Here is a 19647-nt window from a genome sequence, read left to right on the forward strand (position 1 = left end):
CGGACGCGGGGTGGAGCAGCTCGGTAGCTCGTCGGGCTCATAACCCGAAGGTCGTCAGTTCAAATCTGGCCCCCGCAACCAACTATTTGTGTTCATGGCAAGGCTGATGCCAAGCGGTGAGCGTAAAGACAGCACGCTACTTCTGCTCGGTAGTGCGCGGTGATAAAGGCAGTAGAATTCGGACGCGGGGTGGAGCAGCTCGGTAGCTCGTCGGGCTCATAACCCGAAGGTCGTCAGTTCAAATCTGGCCCCCGCAACCAACTTTCTTCTGTTGTTCCATTTCGTTTTTCCTCTTCTTTTCCCTTTGTTATGTTTCGCACCGTTTCCGGTCGTTCATCATATGTTCGCATAATCACGCTTGATATTGATTTTCAAGTGCAAATCTGGCCGCCACTGCGCTTTGTTGGGTATTATCAGTGATATCTCTTCATGGACGAGGCCCCTGCCCAATGATGCAACAGTTCACTTATCTCCCCCCCCAGATCGACATTCAGGATGCCACTCTGAGCCAGGCCATGGGCAACGGACTTTCGGCCAACCTGCTGCTTGTCGCCGAAGATCTGCGCGACTCTGTTCTGGCCAGGCCGGAGTTTGCCGCCGTGGCAACCCAGATAGCGCTGGGGCAGAAGGCTCCCTACAGTCTGGTGCAACACAACAGCCTGCAACTGGTGATCTTCATCGGAGCCCATCCGATCCGGGATCACGCCCTCTACAAACAGGCCAGATCCTGGATAGTCCCGTTGGCCGGACTCAAGATCGAGCGGATGGGGCTGCATCTGGAAGGGTTTGACGAGGGGGACAGGGCGCAGCTGGCCGAGCTGGCGCTGGCCTGCCTGCTGGCGGCCAATGTGCCGCTGCCGAGCCACAAGCATCGCGGCGAGGATGAGTGGCGCTATCAACATATTGCGGTGTCGCCGCGATGCGTGCTGGATCTGGCGCGGATCTATGCCGAGGCCGAAGGCAATGGCATGGCGCGGCATCTGGCGGTATCGCCGGCTTCCGATCTCACCGCCCGTAGCTATCGGGAGTGGGCGCGTCAGCTGGCCCAGGTCGAAGGCTGGCAGTGGCACGAGTTCGATCAGGCCCAACTGGCCGAACGGGGAGCCGGCGCCTTCATCGCGGTGGCGAGAGGCTCGGAAGACAACCAGGCCGCCATGGTCAAGCTCAGTTACTGCCCGCCCAATCCGGTGCGCCGGGTAGCCCTGGTGGGCAAGGGGATCTGTCACGACTCGGGCGGCTACAACCTCAAGGTCGCTGGCAGCATGTATGGCATGCACCTGGACATGGGTGGCAGTGCCGTGGCACTGGGCGCCCTCTATGCGATCAGCCGGGCCCGCCTGCCTTACGAGGTGCACTGCTGGCTTGCCATCGCCGAGAACCACATAGGCCCGCTCGCTTACCGGCCAGGAGAGGTGGTGACTGCGCTCAACGGCACCACCATAGAAGTGGTGGATACCGATGCCGAGGGGCGCATGGTGCTGGCGGATACCCTCTGCATGGCGGTGCAGGACAATCCGGATATGCTGATCGATTACGCCACCCTGACGGGAGCCTGCAAGCGGGCGCTGGGCAGCCGTTACAGCGGCGCCTTTACCAACCGCCCCCAGTGGTTTGGTGAGCTGATAAGCCTGGGCCAGCGCAGCGGTGAACGAGTCTGGCCCTTCCCGCTGGATGAGGACTATGACGACAACCTCGATAGCGAGTGGGCCGATCTGCTACAGTGTGCGCCGGGCACATCGCCGGATCACATCGACGCCGCCCGTTTTCTCAACCGCTTCGTGCCTGCCCAGACCCCCTGGCTGCACCTCGATTTGAGCGGTTTTCGCAGCAAGGGGGGCAATGGCGTGGTCAGCAGCGAAGTGACCGGATTCGGAGTCAGGCTGACGTTGGACTTGCTCGCCAGCCCGCTGGGCCGCCGCTGAGGCTCTTATGAATAGGTACTCGTTGAACAAGAACAGTAAGGGATCCCGTGAAAGTACCAAGTTATGACTGGGTGTTGTTCGATCTGGACGAAACACTGCTCGATTTCCCGGTCGCCCAGGCCCTGGAGCAGACCTTGCAGCTCTATGGCGTGACGCCGACACCCCCCAAGATGGCGGAGTATCACGCTCTGAACCACAGGCTGTGGCAGCAGTACAACTCGGGCGAGATAGATGCGGCCCACCTGCAGCAGACCCGTTTCTCCCTGTTTGCCGAGCAGGTGGACGTGGCACCCATGGCGATGAACGACACCTTCTTGCAGCAGATCATCGCCCTGAGCGTGCCGCTGGAGGGGGTACTGGAGACACTGAAGACCCTCAAAGGCCGAGTGCGGATGGGGATCATCACCAATGGCTTCAGCCTGCCGCAACGGGGTCGCCTCAGCAAGCTGGGCTGGAGCGACTGGTTCGAGCCGCTGGTCATCTCGGACGAGGTGCAGGTGACCAAGCCAGCCGCCGCCATTTTCCAGCATACCCTGGCCTTGATGGGACAGCCGAGCCCGACGCGGGTGCTGATGGTGGGGGACAATCCCAAGACCGACATCGCCGGTGCCGCTGCGCAGGGGCTGGCTACCTGCTGGTACAACCCGGATCGTCAGGATACCGAGTGCGAGGCGACCCACGAAATCCACCATTTCGCCCACCTCTCCGCCATCGTGCTGGGTCAGTAAACCAAGGTGGCGAGCCGCTCGCCAGCAACAAAAAAGGCAGCCTCAGGGCTGCCTTTTTTCATCTTGTCATCTATCAGGTACCCAGGCGACTGAGCAGCCAGGATTCGAGCAGGGCAACCCCGTGTTCCAGCACGGTTTCGTCGAAGTCGAACTCCGGATGGTGATGCGGCGCCGCCAGATTGGCCCCCAGGATCAGATAGGCAGCCTCACCGCCGTTTCGCTGCACCCGCTCGATGAGAAAGCCTGCATCCTCACTGGCGCCAAAGCGGCGAGTGTGGATGGTCTCAAGTTTGAGCGCCTTCGCAAGCGGCACTATCTCCTCAAGCAGGGCCGGGCTGTTCTCGATGCCGATGGCTTCCCCCTGCTTGCGAATGAGGTAGGTGGCGCCCTGCATCATGGCGGCCCCTTCCACTATCTGCTGCACCTGGCCGAACATGTAGTCGTTCAGCGCCGGGGTGGCGCCACGGGTTTCCCCCTGCAGGCGGGCATGGCCCGGGATCACGTTGCGACCGCTGCCACCGCTGAGCTGGCCCACGTTGATGCGGGTCATGCCATCGCGATGACGGGCAATGCCGAGCATGGCGGTGGTCGCCGTGCAGGCTGCCGCCAGCGCATTGCTGCCCGCGTTGGGCTCAAGACCGGCATGAGCGGCGCGTCCCATAAATTCCACGTCAAATTTTGTTGAACAGAGAAACTCGGTGGGATTGACCACCAGCTCGCCACTGTTGGCATGAATACCGATGTGCAGCGCCAGCAGGGCATCCACATCGTCGAGCTGACCGCCGGCTGCCAGCGCCTTGCCGCCACGGCAACCCTCCTCGGCGGGCTGGAAGAACAGCTTGATGCGGCCGTTGAGTTGCTCTGCCAGGCCTTTGATCCGCTCGGCCAGCACCAGCCCGATGGCGGTATGACCGTCGTGGGCACAGGCGTGCATCCAGCCGGCATTGCGAGACTGCCACCCCTCCTGGCTGGGGGGATGCAGCTCATCCTGGCTCTCATCGACTTCTACCGCATCGATATCGAATCGAAAAGCCAGAGTCGGGCCGGGACGACCGCTGTCCCACACGCCCATCACACCCGTTATCTCTTCGATGCGGGCCAGCCAGTCGGGATGCGCTCCCTGACGCAGGGCGCGCTCCTTCTGGGCTTGTACGTCTACCTCCCGTCCCATGATGAGGTTGCTGGCCAGCAGCTTGTCACCCAGCATGATGGAGAAACCGAGTTCGGAAAGATGGTGAGCGATAAGGGAGCTGGTGCGAAATTCACACCAGGCTGCTTCGGGCAGACGATGAAGATCACGACGCCACTGGCGTAGAGCATCTTGGGTCATGGTAATTCCTGCATGGCGAGTCCAAGCGGATATTGTGACGGGCAGGGGAGCAAGAGTAAATCCCGTAGCGGCAAATGCAACAAGGGGAGCTATGAGGCTCCCCTTGTTGACGGTGGCAGTGACATGCAGCTTATATAGTGTGCACCAACCAGTTCTAAATAAGGCTTTCGGTATCACGCTGGGTGAAACAGCCAAAAAAGACAGAGAGTGGTGGATTAGTCAGCGCCTGGGCTATGGCTGTCATTCAGCAATACATAATTCTGGATAACTAACCGGCTCAAAGCTGTGACAGCGACGGCAGAGAGACGGCAACCAGAGTGAAAAACACGGTAAAAACGGCAGTAACAACAAACTCTTTCATATTTTGTCTCCCTTGGCTGACTGTTGATGGGACCAAGATACCATAATTGTGCGGTAAAACAATAGTAAAATGTATTTATATGGCTATTTCATTGGTTGAAGCATCTAAAGCCTTATTTTTGCATTTTAGTGTCTGTTTTATCATCCACCCTTCTTTTTAATGCCGATGTACGCTCTGTGTTTATGGTATAAATCTATAAAATTCATAACGTTGTGTTTTATTTTCACCAATTTATTGGTGGGTTTTGTATGGGGCCTTTATGGGTTAGTTGAAATTTAATCCGCTTTCAAGCCTCTCTTTGACGTCTGAAAATGTCGTCGAAAGCAGGTTGGCTTGTCCCTTGGCTGAATTTGAAGAGTGCATCCATTTTTTGTCGCATCTTGTGCCTTGAAGCCTGACAGGACACCTCTTTCAGGGGGTGAGCGAGGCTTTGATTTCTCAGTCAGCGCGCAAAAAATGGTGAACATGGCGGAGGGCTTGCCATTGAGGGGAGCGAAGAGTGGCCTCTGCGCGCAGCACTCATTTTTTCTCATGCCATACGTCTGTGTGACCCTGTGCTAGATCCCATCGAAACGGCCTTGCCAGTGGCCGAGAGGCTCTCTGCGCCCTCTGGAATGACAATGCAACAGAGGACTGACATGACATCACAACGGTCTGCGGTGAATGAGGATAGCTGGGGGAGCTTGCGCCAGACTCATGCGGAGGCTATCCAGTCAGTCCGCATATCCGAGATTGTCGTGAGGCGCGATCCGCTAACCCTTGGCAACGAACCAGTGTCCATTCGCCGGCGGCGAGAGGGCTTTCACTGACTATTATCGGACCCGTGGGCGGAGTTCGGATCGGCGAGCCGGTATGGTGGGTATGGGTGGCAAGACTTGGGAAAACAGCACAACAGATGGCGCAGCAAGAGAGAGCGCCTGCACAGCGGCCGGTTCCGCCCATTGCCTGGCACACGACATCAACAAAAAACCCTCCAGCGGAGGGTTTTTTGTCACAACAAACTGAGCAAGCGACGGACGCTTAGAACAGGGTAGTGGAGAGATCGTAAAGCTCCTGATTGAACGGGCGCTTCAGATTCTCGATGCAGTCGATGATGTCATGGTGCACCATTTCGTTACCCTGAATACCGACGCAGCGACCACCCTGGCCTGCCAGCAGCTGCTCAACCGCGAAGGCGCCCATGCGGCTGGACATGATGCGATCACGTGCGGTCGGGGCACCGCCACGCTGGATATGACCCAGTATGGTGGCGCGGGTTTCGCGGCCGGTCAGGGCTTCGATGTCCTTGGCCAGGGCGTTCACGTCGGTGACGTGCTCACAAATGGTGATGATGGCGTGTCTCTTGCCTTTGGCTTCGCCTTCCTTGATTTGTTGCAGCAACTTCTCTTTGTCGAAGGCCACTTCCGGCACGATCACGTACTCGGCACCACCCGCGACGGCAGCAGACATGGCCAGATCGCCACAGTGACGGCCCATGATCTCGACCACAGAGATACGGTGGTGAGAGCTGCAGGTATCGCGCAAACGGTCGATGGCATCCACCACCACGTTCAGGGCAGTATCAAAGCCGATGGTAAAGTCGGTGCCGGCGATGTCGTTGTCGATGGTGCCTGGCAGGCCGATGCAGGGGAAACCCTCCTCGGTCAGCTTCTTGGCACCCATGTAGGAGCCGTCACCACCGATCACCACCAGGGCGTCGATACCGTGTTTTTTCAGGTTTTCGATCGCTTCGGCACGCACTTTCGGGTCTTTGAAGGCGGGGAAACGGGCGGAACCCAGGAAGGTACCCCCGCGGTTTACCACGTCGGAGACGCTGTGACGCTCCAGCTTGACGATCCTGTCCTGATGCAGACCGAGGTAGCCATCATAGATGCCGTAAACTTCCAGGCCATGATGCAGACCGGCGCGCACGACGGCGCGGATGGCTGCGTTCATACCCGGTGCGTCACCACCACTGGTCAAAACACCAATACGTTTGATTTGTTTGGTCATGAGTGCCTCTGGATCTGAGTTGTCGAATACGAAAGTGTTAAATGAGACAAGCCACTTTTACTATATCGGCTTTCGTATGGGATGCGGGGGCCGCCATAGGAAAAGCGATATGCAGGAGGGGGCAGCGCCCCCTCCTGGGCAACGGCTTACTTGGCTGCGCCAGCGATGATCTGGGAGAAGTCGTCCACTTTCAGGGACGCACCACCCACCAGGCCACCGTCGATGTCCGGCTGACCGAACAGGTCGGCAGCGGTCGCGCCAGTCACGGAACCGCCGTACAGGATCTGAACCTTGGCAGCCACGGCGCCGTCAAAACCAGCCAGATACTGACGGATGTGAGCGTGGACGGACTGAGCGATTTCCGGAGTGGCAGTCTTGCCGGTACCGATGGCCCATACCGGCTCGTAGGCAACCACGGCGTTGCTGAAGGAGGCGATGCCACAACGGTCGATGACGGCTTTCAGCTGGGTCTCGACCACGTTCTTGGTAACGCCGGCTTCGAACTGCTCCAAGGTCTCACCGATGCACAATACGGGAATCAGCCCCGCTTTTTGGATGGCTTCGTACTTGGCCGCAACCACGTCGTCGCTCTCTGCGTGCAGGGTACGGCGCTCGCTGTGACCAACCAGGGAGTAGGTGCAACCGAAGGCTTTGAGCATGGAAGGGGCGTTCTCGCCGGTGAAGGCGCCGGACTCGTGAACGTCGGCGTTTTGGGCACCGTAGGCAATCTTGCTGCCGGCGGTCAGCTGCTCAACCAGACCCAAAAAGATAACCGGTGGGCAGACGGCGACTTGCACAGAAGGATGAGCGGCAGCAGCCGGGGTCAGTCCTTTGATCAGAGCTTCGACAGAAGCTTTGGTGCCGTTCAGTTTCCAGTTACCCATTACCAGGTGCTGTCTCATCTTGTATATCTCCTAGGCATTTGATTGCGCGACATTATATGAATTGAACCGAGCCCAAGATAGCTGACCCGGCGGCAAATGACGTAATTTTTTTTCGCTTTCCTGATCCAAATCAGGAATGAAAGGCCCGATTGCTCAATCGTTAACCTGCCCTCGCAAACGGGCCCACCATACCCCAATCCATTCGTGAATGGCAGCCTCGGAATACATCAGATAACGCCCCTTCGGCAGGTAGCTGTAGAGGGGTTGCGCCACCTGGCTCTGCTTGGCTGTGTAGTCGGTGGGGGCCGGCACCGCATCGAGTCCCTGCCCCTGATAGAGCGCCATGGCCCGCGGCAGGTGGGTGGCCGAACTGACCAGCGCCACCCGCTTGCCCTTGAGATAACGGCTGATGCTGACGGCCTCGTCATGGGTGTCTTTGTTGTTTTCAAACAACGTCATCCGCGAGCGGGGTATGCCGAGGCTCGTCGCCATGCGGGCATTGACCTCGGCGTTGGAGAGGGGATCTCCGGACACATAACCGGAGAAGATGAGCTCCGCTTGCGGGTAAGCCTCTGCCAGCCGCACGCCCTCCAGGGTTCTTGCGAGGGCGATATTGTTCTGCCAGGAACGCTCGGGCACCGCCGGATCGCTGACATGGCCGTTGCCCAGCACCACGATAGCCGTTATATCCGGGTGGCGGCTTATCTCGAAGGGCGGAAAGGTCTGCTCCAGCGGGCGGGCCAGCTCGTAGCTTACCGGTCGTATTCCCATCAGGGTGATCATCAGCAAGGAGAGGGTCGCCAGCAGTTTGCCGGTTTTTTGAAAACGGGTGAACCAGAGCAGCAAGAGCGCCAGCAGCAACAGGGAGAGAGAGAAGGGCAGCGGCATCAGCAATTGGCCTAGCCATTTCTTGATAACAAACAAGTTGGCAGCAAACGGGGTGAGCTCAAACACTGGGATATCGTCCTTGAGTTTTCAGCAAATTCGGGATGTGACAGAATACCCCTCTTTTTTTATCAGGCCCAACCCCGCGGCCAAAAGTTGAGTGTGTCTTGAAGCAAGATCAGAGTTTTGACGGGCGCGCCGACAAGTTCGCCCGCAACATTTATGACTCCACCAAGGGGCGCATTCGCACCACTGTGGTGTGGAGCGACATCGAAGCCTGCCTGGCTCGCCTTGGCAACCGGCCCCTGCGCATTCTGGATGCGGGGGGCGGGTTTGGCTATTTTGCCCAGAAGCTGGCGGCCATGGGCCATCAGGTGGAACTGTGCGATCTCTCCGCCGAAATGCTTGAACTTGCACGGGGCCAGATCGCCGAGAAGGGGCTGGAAGACAGAATTCGTCTCATCCAGTGCCCCATTCAGGATCTCAAGAGCCAGGTGACCGGCACCTTTGATCTGGTGCTCTGTCACGCCGTGCTGGAATGGCTCGCCGAGCCGCGCCAGACCTTGCTCGGTCTGTTTCCTTTCGTCAAGGCAGGGGGCATACTGTCGCTGCTTTTTTACAACCGTCATGGCCTGCTGTTTCAGAGCCTGGTGGTGGGAAATTTCGATTATGTGCGCCTCGGCCTGCGCAAGAAGCGCCAAACCGCCCTGACCCCCACCAATCCGCAGTTGCCTGAGCAGGTGTACGACTGGATTGGGCGAGGGGGGCTCAAGATCATCGGCAAGACGGGGGTGCGGGTCATCCATGACTACATGCGCCACAAGCAGGATCAGGTCGAGAAGTTCGATGATCTGCTGGCTATGGAACAGCAATATTGCCGCCAGGAGCCGTTTATCTCTCTGGGGCGCTATATCCATGTGATGGCGCAGAAACCGTCAAGCTGACAAGCAGTCTGTCTAGCAGCCTTGTAATAACAACGAGATGGTCAGATTTTCATGATGAGACCATCCAAATGGATAACAACGAGATGGTCAGATTTTCATGATGAGGCCATCCAAATGGATAACAACGAGATGGTCAGATTTTCATGATGAGACTATCCAAATGGATAACAACGAGATGGTCAGATTTTCATGATGAGACCATCCAAATGGATAACAACGAGATGATGACGTCATGATGAGTACATCCCGTACCCTGCCCGAGATGGTGGGATGGGTCAGGCAGGAGGGGTTGGCGCTGAGCCTGCCGACCGACCGGCTGGCCTTTCTGATTGCAATCAAGACTCTGTCCGAAGATGAGTCGGACCTGTCGGAGGCGGCGCTGCACGATGCCTTTGGCTACGTCAGCAACGCCTTTGGCCAGATGGACGAGACCCTGACCGGTCGTGCCAACAACGCCATCAACGATCTCATTCGCCAGCAGCTGCTGTCGCGCTTCAACACCGACATGGTGGCGGGAGAGAGCCTCTATCGCCTGTCGCGGCTGGGGATGGGGATCGTCGATTTCTTCCTGGATCAGCGCCAGGTCGACTCCATCAAGCTCTCCATCCTGCTCGAACACTTGGCGGCCGAGCTCGATACCGCCCGCAAGGCAGCACTTGAGACCAATACCCGCGAGCAGTGGGATGCCGAGGTACTGCCACGGCTCACCTTCTCGCTGGAAGAGACGCTGGGGCGCATCGATCTGACCCAGCGCGCCATGGACGAGCAGCAGAATCAGGTCAAGAGCGAGATAGCGGCCCTGCTGACCCAGAACTGGGTCGATGCCATCCACAGCTGCGAGAAACTGCTGCACGAGACCGGCCAGACCCTGCGCGAGCTGCAAGACACCCTGGACGCTGCCGGCCACCGCCTGCAGGCGGGGCTGCTCAACATTCAGGAAGTGGCCCAGGGGCGCGACGATCTGTTCCATGTCGAGGAACTGACCCACGCTTTGCAAGGACGGCTCGATGTGATCACCAGCTGGGGTCAGCAGTGCATCGAGCTCTGGTCACGCTACGATCGGCACGTCCACAAATTTATCCGCAACGCCATCGACATGGACAAGAACCGCGCCTTCAGCCAGCGGCTGCGCGACTCCATCCGCAATTTCGAGCAGCATAACTTCTTGCTGAGAGTGGCCGAGGAGCCCCGTCTGCTGGAGCTGCGGGATGAAACCATCGCCATCCACGACGAAGAGGTCACCGGCGAGGTGCCCCTCGAGATGGAGTACATGGAGATGGTGGACATCAACCAGGCGCTGGCTGAGCGCATCGAACGCTACCTGGCCCGCTACCCCGAGCAGGGCTATCAGCTGGATGTGGCCGATGTGCTGCGGGAATACCTGCTGGATTACCCGGCTCACGCCCACTTCGATGTGGCGCGTCTCTTGATTGACCAGGCCGTGCGCCTGGGCCATGCCAGCGGTGAGCGCGAGCTGCACCACCAACCCGCATGGAAACCCATTAACCAAGCTGGATCCAAGGTTCAGGCCTATGTCATTGATCAATACTGAATTTCCCTTGCCGCTGCGGCTCGCAGAGGCCATTGCCAACCCCTTGTTTCCGCGTATCGACACCGCCTTGCGCTCGGGTCGTCACATCAGTGCCGACGATTTCGAACAGCACTCCATGCTGGTGGAGTTCCACAACGAGCTGGAAATCTTCTACGGCCGCTATCAGGTGGAACTCATCAAGGCGCCGGAGGGCTTCTTCTACCTGCGTCCGCGCCCCAGCGCCGACATCGGCACGACCGTGCTCTCCGAGCTCGACATGCTGGTGGGCAAGGTGCTCTGTTACCTGTACTTGAGCCCGGACCGGCTCGCCTCGGAAGGGGTGTTCGCCATGGGTGAGCTGCAGGAGGAGGTGTTGAGCCTGGCCGACGAGAAGCAGCTGCTGCGCATGGTCAACAGCCGCTCCGGCGGCACCGATCTGGACAAGAAAAAGCTCTTGGAGAAGATCCGCACCTCCATGCGCCGCCTGCGCCGCCTTGGCATGATCACCGCTCTTGGCAACAGCGACAAATTCCGGGTCAACGAATCCGTGTTCCGCTTTGCCGCCGATGTGCGCTCCGACGAAGATCCGCGCGCCGTGCAGCTGCGGATGATCCAGGAAGGGGAGGCCATCTTCCACGACGACGAGATGCCGAGCAGCGACTCGCTGTTTGAAGACATTGAAGCGGATCTCGATGAAGAACAGCTTGAACTGGAGGTTGAAGATGACCTGCAGCGTTAAATCCAAGACCCAGATGGAGGCAAAGTCGTGAGAGGCAAATTCAAATCCCTGACCATGGTCAACTGGAACGGCTTCTTCGCCCGCACCTTCGATCTCGACCAGCTGGTGACGACGCTCTCCGGCGGCAATGGGGCGGGCAAGTCCACCACCATGGCGGCCTTCATCGCGGCATTGATCCCTGACCAGTCTCTGCTGCATTTTCGCAACACCACGGAAGCGGGTTCCTCCAGTGCGTCGCGCGACAAGGGGCTCTACGGCAAGCTGCAACGGGGTTCTTGTTACTCAGTGCTGGAGGTGATGAACAGCCGCGAGCAGCGGATCTGGGTCGGCGTGCACCTGGAGCAGATCCAGAACCGTGACAACAAGGTCAACATCACCCCGTTTGCTCTGGTGGATGTGCCAGAAAATCTGCAACCCACGGATCTGCTGCTGGAGAAACTCGATGGCGGCAAGGGGCGTATCCGTGCTTTTGCCGATCTGAAAGGCGCTGCCGCCGAGCTGGGGGCGTTGAAGGTCGCCAAGTTCAATACGGTGACCGACTATCACAACTTCATGTTCGAGTTCGGTATCACCCCGAAAAAGCTGCGGGATCAAAAAGATCGCGGCAAGTTCTATCGCCTGATCGAGGCCTCCCTCTACGGCGGCATCTCTTCTTCGATCAGCCGGTCGCTCCGTGAATATCTGCTGCCGGAGAACTCGGGCGTGCGCAAGGCCTTCCAGGACATGGAGGCGGCCATCTACGAGAACCGCCGTACCCTGGAAGCTATTAAAGAGACGCAAGGTCAGCGGGATCTGTTCAAGAACTTGATCACCGAGACCACTCACTATGTGGCGGCGGACTATGTGCGCAACGCCGCCGAGAAGAATCGCCTCTCCGAGCTGGCTCTGAAAGCCCGTCAGGAGCTGGCAGACAAGCGCCGCATTCTGGCCGAAGAGCGCCAGCGCGCCATCTATCTGGCCGACGAGGTGGAGCAGCTCACCAACCGCGAGAAATTGCTGACCGACGAGCTCGAATCTGCCGCCGAACATCTGGCCAAGGTGATGGCCGCCGTTGCTCTGCAAAAGAAGATAGAGATGTATCGTGCCGATCTGGCGGAGCTGGTCGACAAGCTGGAGCAACAACAAGCGATCGTGGAGGAGATCCACGGTCAGCTGCTGGAAGTAGAAGAGCGCAAGGAGCTGGCGCAGGCCGAGGTCGACAGCCTCAAGACCCAGCTGGCCGACTACCAGCAGGCGTTGGACATTCAGCAGACCCGCGCCATCCAGTACCGTCAGGCGGTGCAGGCGCTGGAAAATGCCCGCGCGCAGTGCGAACTGCCGGGATTGAGCGCCGAACAGGCGAGCGACACCCTGCATCAGTTCCGCACCGCCGAGCAGAGCCTCACCAGCCGGATGCTGGGGGCCGAGCAGCAGCTGGCACTGGCCAAGGCGGCGGTAGCCGAACACCAGGCCGCGCTGACGCTGCTGTTGACTATCGCCCCCGAGACCGCCCGCGAGGCCGCCTGGCCCACGGCGCAGGCGCTGCTCAAACGTCATATCGAAGACAAGGCCCGCATTGCCCAGGGGCAGGGGCTGCGCGCCGCGCTGGCTCGCCTCGAAAAAGAGAGCGAGAGCCAGAAGGCCCTGTTCCGCTTGCGTGACGAGCTGTATCAAGCCTGTGGCCAGCAGATCGCCAGCCAAGACGAGCTGGAGCTGTTTCTTGAGGCCCAGCGCACCCGTCAGGAAGAGCTGGCCGATCAGCAGAGCGATCTGAACCAGCGCCGCGCCAGCCTGGAGCATCAGGGTGCCCAGCTGGGCCGTGATATCGGCGAACTCACCAAGCTGGCACCGCGCTGGCTCAAATCCTTTGAAAAGCTCGAGCAGCTGCGCGAGCAGAGCAACCTGCCGCTCGCCACCGCCGAAGCGCTATCTTCCGGCATGCAAAGCGTGCTCGACAAGGAGCGGGAGTTCGAGCAGGAGAGCAACCGCATCGCGGCGCAGAAGCAGGCGCTTGAGTTGCAAATTCGCAACCTGCAGCTGGGTGCCGGCGAGGCGGATCCGCGTCTGGCCCGCATCGCCGAGCAGGTGGGGGGCGTGCTGCTCTCCGATGTCTATGACGACATATCCATCGACGATGCCCCTTACTACTCCGCGCTGTACGGTCCGGCTCGCAGTGCCCTTGTGGTGCTCGACCTTGAGGGCGCCATCGAGCGGCTGAAAAAACTGGAAGATTGTCCTGAGGATATCTACCTCATCCAGGGCAACCCCGACTCCTTTGACGAGGATCTGGTTGAAGCGGACGAGCTGGGGGACGCCGTGCTGGTGCGCACCAGCAAGCGTCAGGTGCGTTTCTCCCGCTATCCCGAGCTGCCGCTGTTTGGTCGCGCCGCCCGGGAAAAGCGGATCGAGCAGCTCGATCTCGAGCGGGAAAATCTGATTGAGGGCTACGCCAAGGCCGCCTTCGAGCAGCAGAAGTTCCACCGTCTCTACGGCCACTTTCGCGACTTTATCGGCCAGCATCTGGATATCGCCTTCCGCCCCGACCCCGAAGCCGAAGTGCAGGCCAAACAGGCCGAACTGCGCGCGCTGCAAGGGGCCATAGGCGAGTGCGACAAGCAGCTGGCCGAGGCCAAAGCGGCCGCCGCCCAGCTGACTCGCCATATCCAGCTGGTGCAGGGGATGCTGCCCTTTGCCCACCTGTTTGCCGAAGCCGACTTGGTCGCCCGCCTCGAGGCGGCCCACGCCGACGTCGAGGCATTGAAACAGGCCGAAGCCTTTATCGCCCAGCACGGCAAGGCGCTCGAGAAGCTCGAGACCCTGGTGCAGGTGCTGCGTCAGGATCCGCAGGATCTCGCCGTCCTGCAAGCCGCGTTCGACGAGACGAGCGAATTGCTGGCAGAGCAGAAGCGCCGTTGCTATGCCCTCGATCAGCTGGTGGCCCGCCTGCCGCACTTCGCCTATCAGGATGCCCAAGACCTGCTTGGCAAGGCCTCCGAGATGAGCGAGCGGCTCAAAGAGAAGCTCAAGGCTGCCGAGCTGGCGGCCCGCACCGCCGGTGAACAGCACAAGCAGATTGCCCAGCGTCACACCGAGGCGCTGCAACTGCGCACCGCACTCGATTCCAGCGCCTCGGCCAAGCGCCAGACCCTGACCGAGTTCGAGCAGGAGCTGGCTGCCATGGGGCTGACGCTGTCGGAGGACATGGAAGAGAAGTCCCGCGCTCACAAGAAAGAGATCGAAGAGCTGCTCATCCGCACCCGGTCCCGTCGCACCAGCGCCGAGGCCCAGTTGCAGGTGACCAAGCGCGAGATTGAATCCCTCGGCGGTCGCCTCAAGCTGGAAGGCAAGGATTACTACAGCGCCCGTAAATCTCTGGTGGGCCACAAGGCGAGCTGGTCGCGGGTGGTGCGGCTGGCACGGGAGACCGACGTCGAGAAGCGTCTCAACAAGCGTGAGCTGGCGTACCTCGACAGCGACGAGTTGCGCTCCATGTCGGACAAGGCCCTCGGCGCCCTGCGGGTGGCGGTGGCCCATGACGAGGCCCTGCGCGATGCGCTGCGCCTATCCGAGGGCAATCGCAGCACCGAGCAGAAGGTCGCCTTCTACGTGCAGGTCTACCGCTATCTCAAGGATCGCATCCGCAACGACATCATCCGCTCCGATGATCCGGTCGAAGCGATCGAGGAGATGGAGATCGAGCTGGCGCGTCTGGCTGACGAGCTCAAACAGCGGGAAACCCATCTGTCGCTCTCCTCCCACGAGGTGGCGGCCAAGATCACCAACATCATCCGCCGCGAGCAGAACCGCATCCGGGTACTCAACCAGGGCTTGCAGAACATCGCCTTCGGTCTGGTGCGCGGGGTACGCCTCAACGTCAATATCCGCGAGGCCCATACCCGTCTGCTGACGGCGCTGGCGGATCAAACCGCCATGCACAACGATCTGTTCGCCGACAAGGAGCTCAGCTTCTCCGAGGCGATGGCCAAGCTGTTCCAGCGCCTGAACCCGCAGACCGAGCAGGGGGATCGCAGCTATCAGGTGATGGGCGATGTCTTGCTCGACTATCGTAACTACCTGGAGCTGGAGATCGAGGTGCAGCGTGGCGCCGATGGCTGGCTGCGGGCCGAGAGCGGCGCGCTCTCCACCGGCGAGGCGATCGGTACCGGTCAGGCCATCCTCTTGATGGTGCTGATCAGCTGGGAGGAGGAGTCCCGCCGTCTGCGCGGCAAGGACATAGCCCCCTGCCGTCTGTTGTTCCTCGACGAAGCGGCCCGTCTGGATGGCAAGTCCATCGCCACCCTGTTCGAGCTGTGCGAGCGGCAGGATATGCAGCTGCTTATCGCGGCGCCCGAGAACATCAGCCCGGAGAAGGGCACCACCTACAAGCTCATCCGCAAGGTGCAGGGCAAGCACGAGCATGTGCATGTGGTGGGTCTGCGTGGCTTCGGTTTTAGCGATGACAAGCTGATTGCCTGATCAGTCTCTGGCCCATCCCGACATGGGATGACCGGTAAATAGTTGAAAGGGAGGCATTTGCCTCCCTTTTTGCATGGAAGATATGGCAAAGTAGCCGCACCGTCGCTGCTGCCTGACAACAAGGCGAGTAACATGGTGAGTGCCTTGGACCGATGGCAAGGTGAGAGCTCCCGCCTGCAAACGTGTCGCCAGCGTCACCGGCCGTATCGAAGAAGAAAAATTGCGCATATCGAAAAGAAGAGAGGAGAGGGGAAAGGTGCAATATATCCAGAAAGGGCTGCTGTTATCTCTTTGCCTGCTGCTGGCAGCTTGCAGCAGCCGATATGACGAAAGCCACGGCGGCAGCTGGCGCGGTTATACCGAGACGGGGCTCGCCTCCTATTATGCCGACCGCTATCACGGCAAGAAAACCGCAAGCGGCGAGCGCTATCGCAACAACCTCAATAGCGCCGCCCATATGGAGTTGCCCTTTGGTTCCATGGTGCGGGTCACCAACCTCGCCAACGACAAGAGCGTCATCGTCAAGATCAATGACAGAGGCAATTTCCCTCGCGGGCGCATCATCGATCTCTCCAAGGCGGCTTTCAGTACCATCGGCAATATTCGCGATGGGATTATCAAAGTAAAGGTCGAGGTGATGTAATTGAGTCACGCGTATCAATCCGAGTGATGAGGATATCGGGATGTTCCATGATGATATGAGTATCAAGTTGAAAGCTGTGCCAGATAATGAGTTCAACGCTCTGTTTGAGGTGGTGAAAGAAGCAATTTACCCATTTGTTGATACTGTGTTTGGTTGGTCCGATGATTTTCAGCGAGCGCGAATAAAAAATGAGTATCAGCCTCAATGGTTTTCATGGATTTATCATGATAAGGAGCGTATTGGTTTGCTCTGTTGCAAACCATATGAAAATGCTATCCATGTTCATCTTCTGATTATTTTTCCTCAATTTCAGAGCCGAGGTTTCGGTGAGATGGTAATGAGGTCCATTCACAGTCTGGCTGAAAGAGAAAGTAGAGAATATGTGACGCTATCAAGTTTTAAGATTAATGAATTGGCTATTTGTTTTTATAACAGGCTTGGTTATGGCATAGTTGAAAGTGATGATGATTTTGTATCCTTGTCTCTTCATACAGAACCTGAAAGTGGTAGATAGGAGGAGTTATGGCTATTTTAGACATATTGACGATACCTGATTCAAGGCTGAGGATGAAAGCTGAAAAGGTCCATGATATCCAATCAGTACAAACATTGATCGATGATATGATGGATACCCTATACGCGACGGACAATGGGATTGGTTTAGCCGCAACTCAGGTTAACCGTCAAGAAGCAATTGTCATCATTGACCTTTCTGAACAACGAAACCAGCCGCTCATCCTGATCAATCCTGAGGTGATCAGTGGTGCCGATAAAGTATCTGGGCAAGAGGGTTGTTTATCCGTACCAGGCTATTATGCCGAGGTCGAGCGTTATGCTTCTGTCGCAGTATCTGCTCTGGATAGGGAGGGAGTACCAATGACAATCAAGATCAGTGATTTTCTAGCCATCGTCATGCAACATGAAATTGATCATCTTCATGGCAATCTGTTTATTGATTATCTTTCGCCATTAAAAAGACAAATCGCATTAAAAAAGGTTAAAAAGCATAGCAAGTCAGTAGAGCAGTGTGATTGATAATGCTTTTTGCGGTTTGTTAGAGCAGGGGAGGGATAGCTTTAAACAAGTCGGGGATATCGCAATGTTATTTAACCCGTCATAGAGCGTGGCAGTTGTGCGACATGGGCTATTCATGGGTTTGGTGCTTGTGAGATGTCGCCAGTGAGATGTTTTATCCCTTCTGACAGAAAAATATTATGGCGGATATCAAGAATGAGTTGGATTGGCTGACCTTGGGGCGGTGGCATATTCTGGCAATGCGGATGTTTGGATTAATTATAATGACCTAAGTATTGGCATCCATTGCCAGCCCCACTTGTACCTAAATTAGAAGCGGATTTGATAGTTAGCCTGAATACGAGTCTTGACTCAGGTGTGCGGGAATACGAGAACTTCGTCATCTCAATACGAGCCATAAAAATGGCGCTGCCAACTAGCCTCTTTATATTTGGCAGAGGAGCGGGCCGTTAGTGTCATCCCTGCGGCACTCTGACACCTTTATCGAGATAGAGGCTGCTGTAGTGGGCTCGGTGGGAGACAAACATTACCTGATGACGGCTGCCGTCGGAAAGGATAATAAAGTCGCCCGCCTGGGCGGGGCTCTGCAGGCTGATCTCCTGCTCTGGAGCCGTCAACTTGTCGACCGCCTCTTTGAAGGTGAGGGTGTAAGAGTACATATGGCGCTCCACTGCTGGCTCATATCAAACACTGGTTCAATGCTAGCTGTTGGTGCTGTGGTATGCGGTGCCCGATTGGTGCTGTCAGACAAATATCGGGTCGAACAAGCGGGATGGACAGCATATGAAGCAGGAGGCTTATCTGTGTTTCTGGGCAGTGGTGAGCCATGCTAACAGTTGCTGGCCCACCTGTGGGCTGCCGAGCAGTGCCATATGGCTGGTACGGTAGGCAATCCAGCAGTGGGAGGGAGGGAATGCCAGCTGATGGCGTGTCTCGTCATGCTGGCCGAGGGCGCTGCGCAGTGGCACAAGTCCATCGCCGATCAGTCGATCAGCCAGCAGACCGCGTTTGGCCGCTGTGGTTGCCGCTATCGTAAAACAAGTCACTCCGGCGGGCAGGGGCAAGGGAAGGCGAGGATCGGGCAAGGCGGTGTGCGTTTCGCCCTGGGGGGAGGGTGAGTCCATCACCTTGCCGTGGCGCAGGTCCTTGATACCGGCGCTGCGCAGCTGTGCCAGCCTGACGAAGGGCGCGCTATAGGCAGTGGCAGGCAGCAATTGCTCCAGCCAGTGACCGGCGTGTTCAAGGGGGGCGCCATGATGGGGCGTGCCGAGAAACACCATGTTTTTCAGGGCGTCGGGCCAGCCCATCTCACTCTGGCTGGCATAGTGACAGGCGCTGCGGATCACCAGCCCACCCATGCTGTAGGCTAGCACGCTTATCTCCCTTATCCGGCCAGGCCAATGGCGTGTCAGCTGTGCCAGCTGACTGGCCAGTTCCCGCCCGTTTTGCGCAATGGGCAGGCCCGAGTTGTAGCGAACATAGACAGGCACATAACCCAGCTCGCTGGCCAGCATCTCCCCCAGGTTGAGCGTCTGATGGCTGTGCTTGGCTTGGTTCTGCCACTGCAGATCATTCATGCACAGGCCGTGCACCATCAGCAGCACCCGACCCTCGACGGGCAGATCCGACGGCATGGCGTGCCAGTTCAGGGGCTGGCCGTCATGGCGCAGTGTCATGGGGGTGGCGAGGGCATTGTGGCTCTCGACCAGCTTGTCCCCCATCACACCGTTGAGGGTGGCGAGCAGGGCGGCGCGTTTTGGGGTCTCGGGGATCTGGTGCAAGGGCGGCGTTGGCGGCAAGCAATCAAGCAGGGTATTGATGCCACCGCTCAGGGTATGGGCTGCGCCGTGCACACCCTTGTAGACCAGACCCGTTATCCCCCGGGTTTGACCCTGGGCCTTGCCCCTTAACCCTATGCCACTCAACACCGCCTGATGGACGGCCTCGGTGATCTGCACTGCTGCAGGCAGGGCCTGTGTGAGCAAGCGAGCCAGCTCGCGGATATCCGAAAGATGCCAGGAGGAAACCGGCTGCTGTTCTATCGACTGGGTCATGGGATCGCCCTCAGGGGATGATGTCAACAAGCACGTCTGCGCCAACGGAATGGCGCGCTGGCTGGCACAGACCCACCCAGCTTGCCGTGTTTGCCTCGGGTTTACCAGTGACGCCGCTGGCAGATCCTGCGGGGCAGGGCCCCT

15 protein-coding genes and 2 tRNA genes are annotated in these 19647 nt (G+C 58.4%); 11 read left to right on the top strand and 6 right to left on the bottom strand.

Annotated elements, in window-relative coordinates:
- Positions 1-4 precede the first annotated feature (4 nt).
- From ACW5XD_RS19840 to yjjG, 4 genes are all read left to right on the top strand, one after another.
- A tRNA-Met gene (locus ACW5XD_RS19840) sits at positions 5-81 on the top strand.
- Positions 82-183: 102 nt separating this feature from the next.
- Positions 184-260: transfer RNA gene (locus tag ACW5XD_RS19845), tRNA-Met, on the top strand.
- 189 nt (positions 261-449) lie between these two features.
- Positions 450-1922 (top strand): M17 family metallopeptidase, encoded by a 1473-nt coding sequence (locus ACW5XD_RS19850; protein ID WP_456496360.1) that lies wholly within the window; start codon positions 450-452, stop codon positions 1920-1922.
- A gap of 47 nt (positions 1923-1969) precedes the next feature.
- Positions 1970-2650, top strand: a complete 681-nt coding sequence (gene yjjG / locus ACW5XD_RS19855; RefSeq protein ID WP_456496361.1) for a pyrimidine 5'-nucleotidase — start codon at positions 1970-1972, stop codon at positions 2648-2650.
- Positions 2651-2723: 73 nt separating this feature from the next.
- On the opposite strand, the gene ACW5XD_RS19860 is transcribed toward yjjG, so the two are convergent.
- The 4 genes from ACW5XD_RS19860 to elyC all read right to left on the bottom strand — a co-directional run bounded on the left by ACW5XD_RS19860 (position 2724) and on the right by elyC (position 8141).
- Positions 2724-3980 (bottom strand): amidohydrolase, encoded by a 1257-nt coding sequence (locus ACW5XD_RS19860; protein WP_456496362.1) that lies wholly within the window; start codon positions 3978-3980, stop codon positions 2724-2726.
- A gap of 1381 nt (positions 3981-5361) precedes the next feature.
- The gene (gene pfkA, locus ACW5XD_RS19865; protein ID WP_456496363.1) at positions 5362-6333 is read right to left on the bottom strand and encodes a 6-phosphofructokinase; all 972 of its coding nucleotides are present in this window, start codon (positions 6331-6333) and stop codon (positions 5362-5364) included.
- Positions 6334-6479: 146 nt separating this feature from the next.
- A complete protein-coding gene (tpiA, locus tag ACW5XD_RS19870) occupies positions 6480-7235 on the bottom strand; it encodes a triose-phosphate isomerase (protein WP_456496364.1) in 756 nt (251 codons plus the stop codon).
- A 135-nt stretch (positions 7236-7370) separates the two neighbouring features.
- Positions 7371-8141 (bottom strand): envelope biogenesis factor ElyC, encoded by a 771-nt coding sequence (gene elyC / locus ACW5XD_RS19875; RefSeq protein ID WP_456496409.1) that lies wholly within the window; start codon positions 8139-8141, stop codon positions 7371-7373.
- Positions 8142-8269: 128 nt separating this feature from the next.
- Between elyC and cmoM the strand changes: the two genes are divergently transcribed.
- The 7 genes from cmoM to def all read left to right on the top strand — a co-directional run bounded on the left by cmoM (position 8270) and on the right by def (position 17449).
- A complete protein-coding gene (cmoM, locus tag ACW5XD_RS19880; RefSeq protein WP_456496365.1) occupies positions 8270-9046 on the top strand; it encodes a tRNA uridine 5-oxyacetic acid(34) methyltransferase CmoM in 777 nt (258 codons plus the stop codon).
- 232 nt (positions 9047-9278) lie between these two features.
- Positions 9279-10598: a chromosome partition protein MukF gene (gene mukF / locus ACW5XD_RS19885; protein WP_456496366.1), complete on the top strand. Its 1320-nt coding sequence runs from the start codon at positions 9279-9281 to the stop codon at positions 10596-10598.
- Positions 10579-11316, top strand: a complete 738-nt coding sequence (gene mukE, locus ACW5XD_RS19890) for a chromosome partition protein MukE (protein WP_456496367.1) — start codon at positions 10579-10581, stop codon at positions 11314-11316. The genes mukF and mukE overlap by 20 nt, the downstream gene beginning before the upstream one ends.
- 27 nt (positions 11317-11343) lie before the next feature.
- Positions 11344-15771, top strand: coding sequence for a chromosome partition protein MukB (gene mukB, locus ACW5XD_RS19895; protein WP_456496368.1), 4428 nt, complete (start codon positions 11344-11346; stop codon positions 15769-15771).
- Between the two features lie 256 nt (positions 15772-16027).
- Complete coding sequence (locus ACW5XD_RS19900) at positions 16028-16414, top strand: septal ring lytic transglycosylase RlpA family protein (protein WP_456496369.1); 387 nt, start codon at positions 16028-16030, stop codon at positions 16412-16414.
- A 55-nt stretch (positions 16415-16469) separates the two neighbouring features.
- The gene (locus ACW5XD_RS19905; RefSeq protein ID WP_456496410.1) at positions 16470-16928 is read left to right on the top strand and encodes a GNAT family N-acetyltransferase; all 459 of its coding nucleotides are present in this window, start codon (positions 16470-16472) and stop codon (positions 16926-16928) included.
- A gap of 8 nt (positions 16929-16936) precedes the next feature.
- A complete protein-coding gene (gene def, locus ACW5XD_RS19910; protein ID WP_456496370.1) occupies positions 16937-17449 on the top strand; it encodes a peptide deformylase in 513 nt (170 codons plus the stop codon).
- A 455-nt stretch (positions 17450-17904) separates the two neighbouring features.
- Here the strand turns inward: def and ACW5XD_RS19915 are convergent, their stop codons facing one another.
- The gene (locus ACW5XD_RS19915) at positions 17905-18108 is read right to left on the bottom strand and encodes a hypothetical protein (protein WP_456496371.1); all 204 of its coding nucleotides are present in this window, start codon (positions 18106-18108) and stop codon (positions 17905-17907) included.
- Positions 18109-18246: 138 nt separating this feature from the next.
- Positions 18247-19503 carry an esterase/lipase family protein gene (locus tag ACW5XD_RS19920; protein WP_456496372.1) on the bottom strand — a complete coding sequence of 419 codons (1257 nt, stop codon included), beginning with the start codon at positions 19501-19503 and terminating at the stop codon, positions 18247-18249.
- Between the last annotated feature and the right edge of the window lie 144 nt (positions 19504-19647).

Source organism: Aeromonas enterica (genome assembly GCF_054052465.1).

Bases quoted from the DNA above. Each gene is read 5' to 3' on its own strand.
- ACW5XD_RS19850 (WP_456496360.1), top strand. From the start codon at position 450: ATGATGCAACAGTTCACTTATCTCCCCCCCCAGATCGACATTCAGGAT.
- ACW5XD_RS19860 (WP_456496362.1), bottom strand. From the start codon at position 3,980: ATGACCCAAGATGCTCTACGCCAGTGGCGTCGTGATCTTCATCGTCTG.
- pfkA (WP_456496363.1), bottom strand. From the start codon at position 6,333: ATGACCAAACAAATCAAACGTATTGGTGTTTTGACCAGTGGTGGTGAC.
- tpiA (WP_456496364.1), bottom strand. From the start codon at position 7,235: ATGAGACAGCACCTGGTAATGGGTAACTGGAAACTGAACGGCACCAAA.
- mukF (WP_456496366.1), top strand. From the start codon at position 9,279: ATGATGAGTACATCCCGTACCCTGCCCGAGATGGTGGGATGGGTCAGG.
- mukE (WP_456496367.1), top strand. From the start codon at position 10,579: ATGTCATTGATCAATACTGAATTTCCCTTGCCGCTGCGGCTCGCAGAG.
- ACW5XD_RS19905 (WP_456496410.1), top strand. From the start codon at position 16,470: ATGAGTATCAAGTTGAAAGCTGTGCCAGATAATGAGTTCAACGCTCTG.
- def (WP_456496370.1), top strand. From the start codon at position 16,937: ATGGCTATTTTAGACATATTGACGATACCTGATTCAAGGCTGAGGATG.
- ACW5XD_RS19915 (WP_456496371.1), bottom strand. From the start codon at position 18,108: ATGTACTCTTACACCCTCACCTTCAAAGAGGCGGTCGACAAGTTGACG.
- ACW5XD_RS19920 (WP_456496372.1), bottom strand. From the start codon at position 19,503: ATGACCCAGTCGATAGAACAGCAGCCGGTTTCCTCCTGGCATCTTTCG.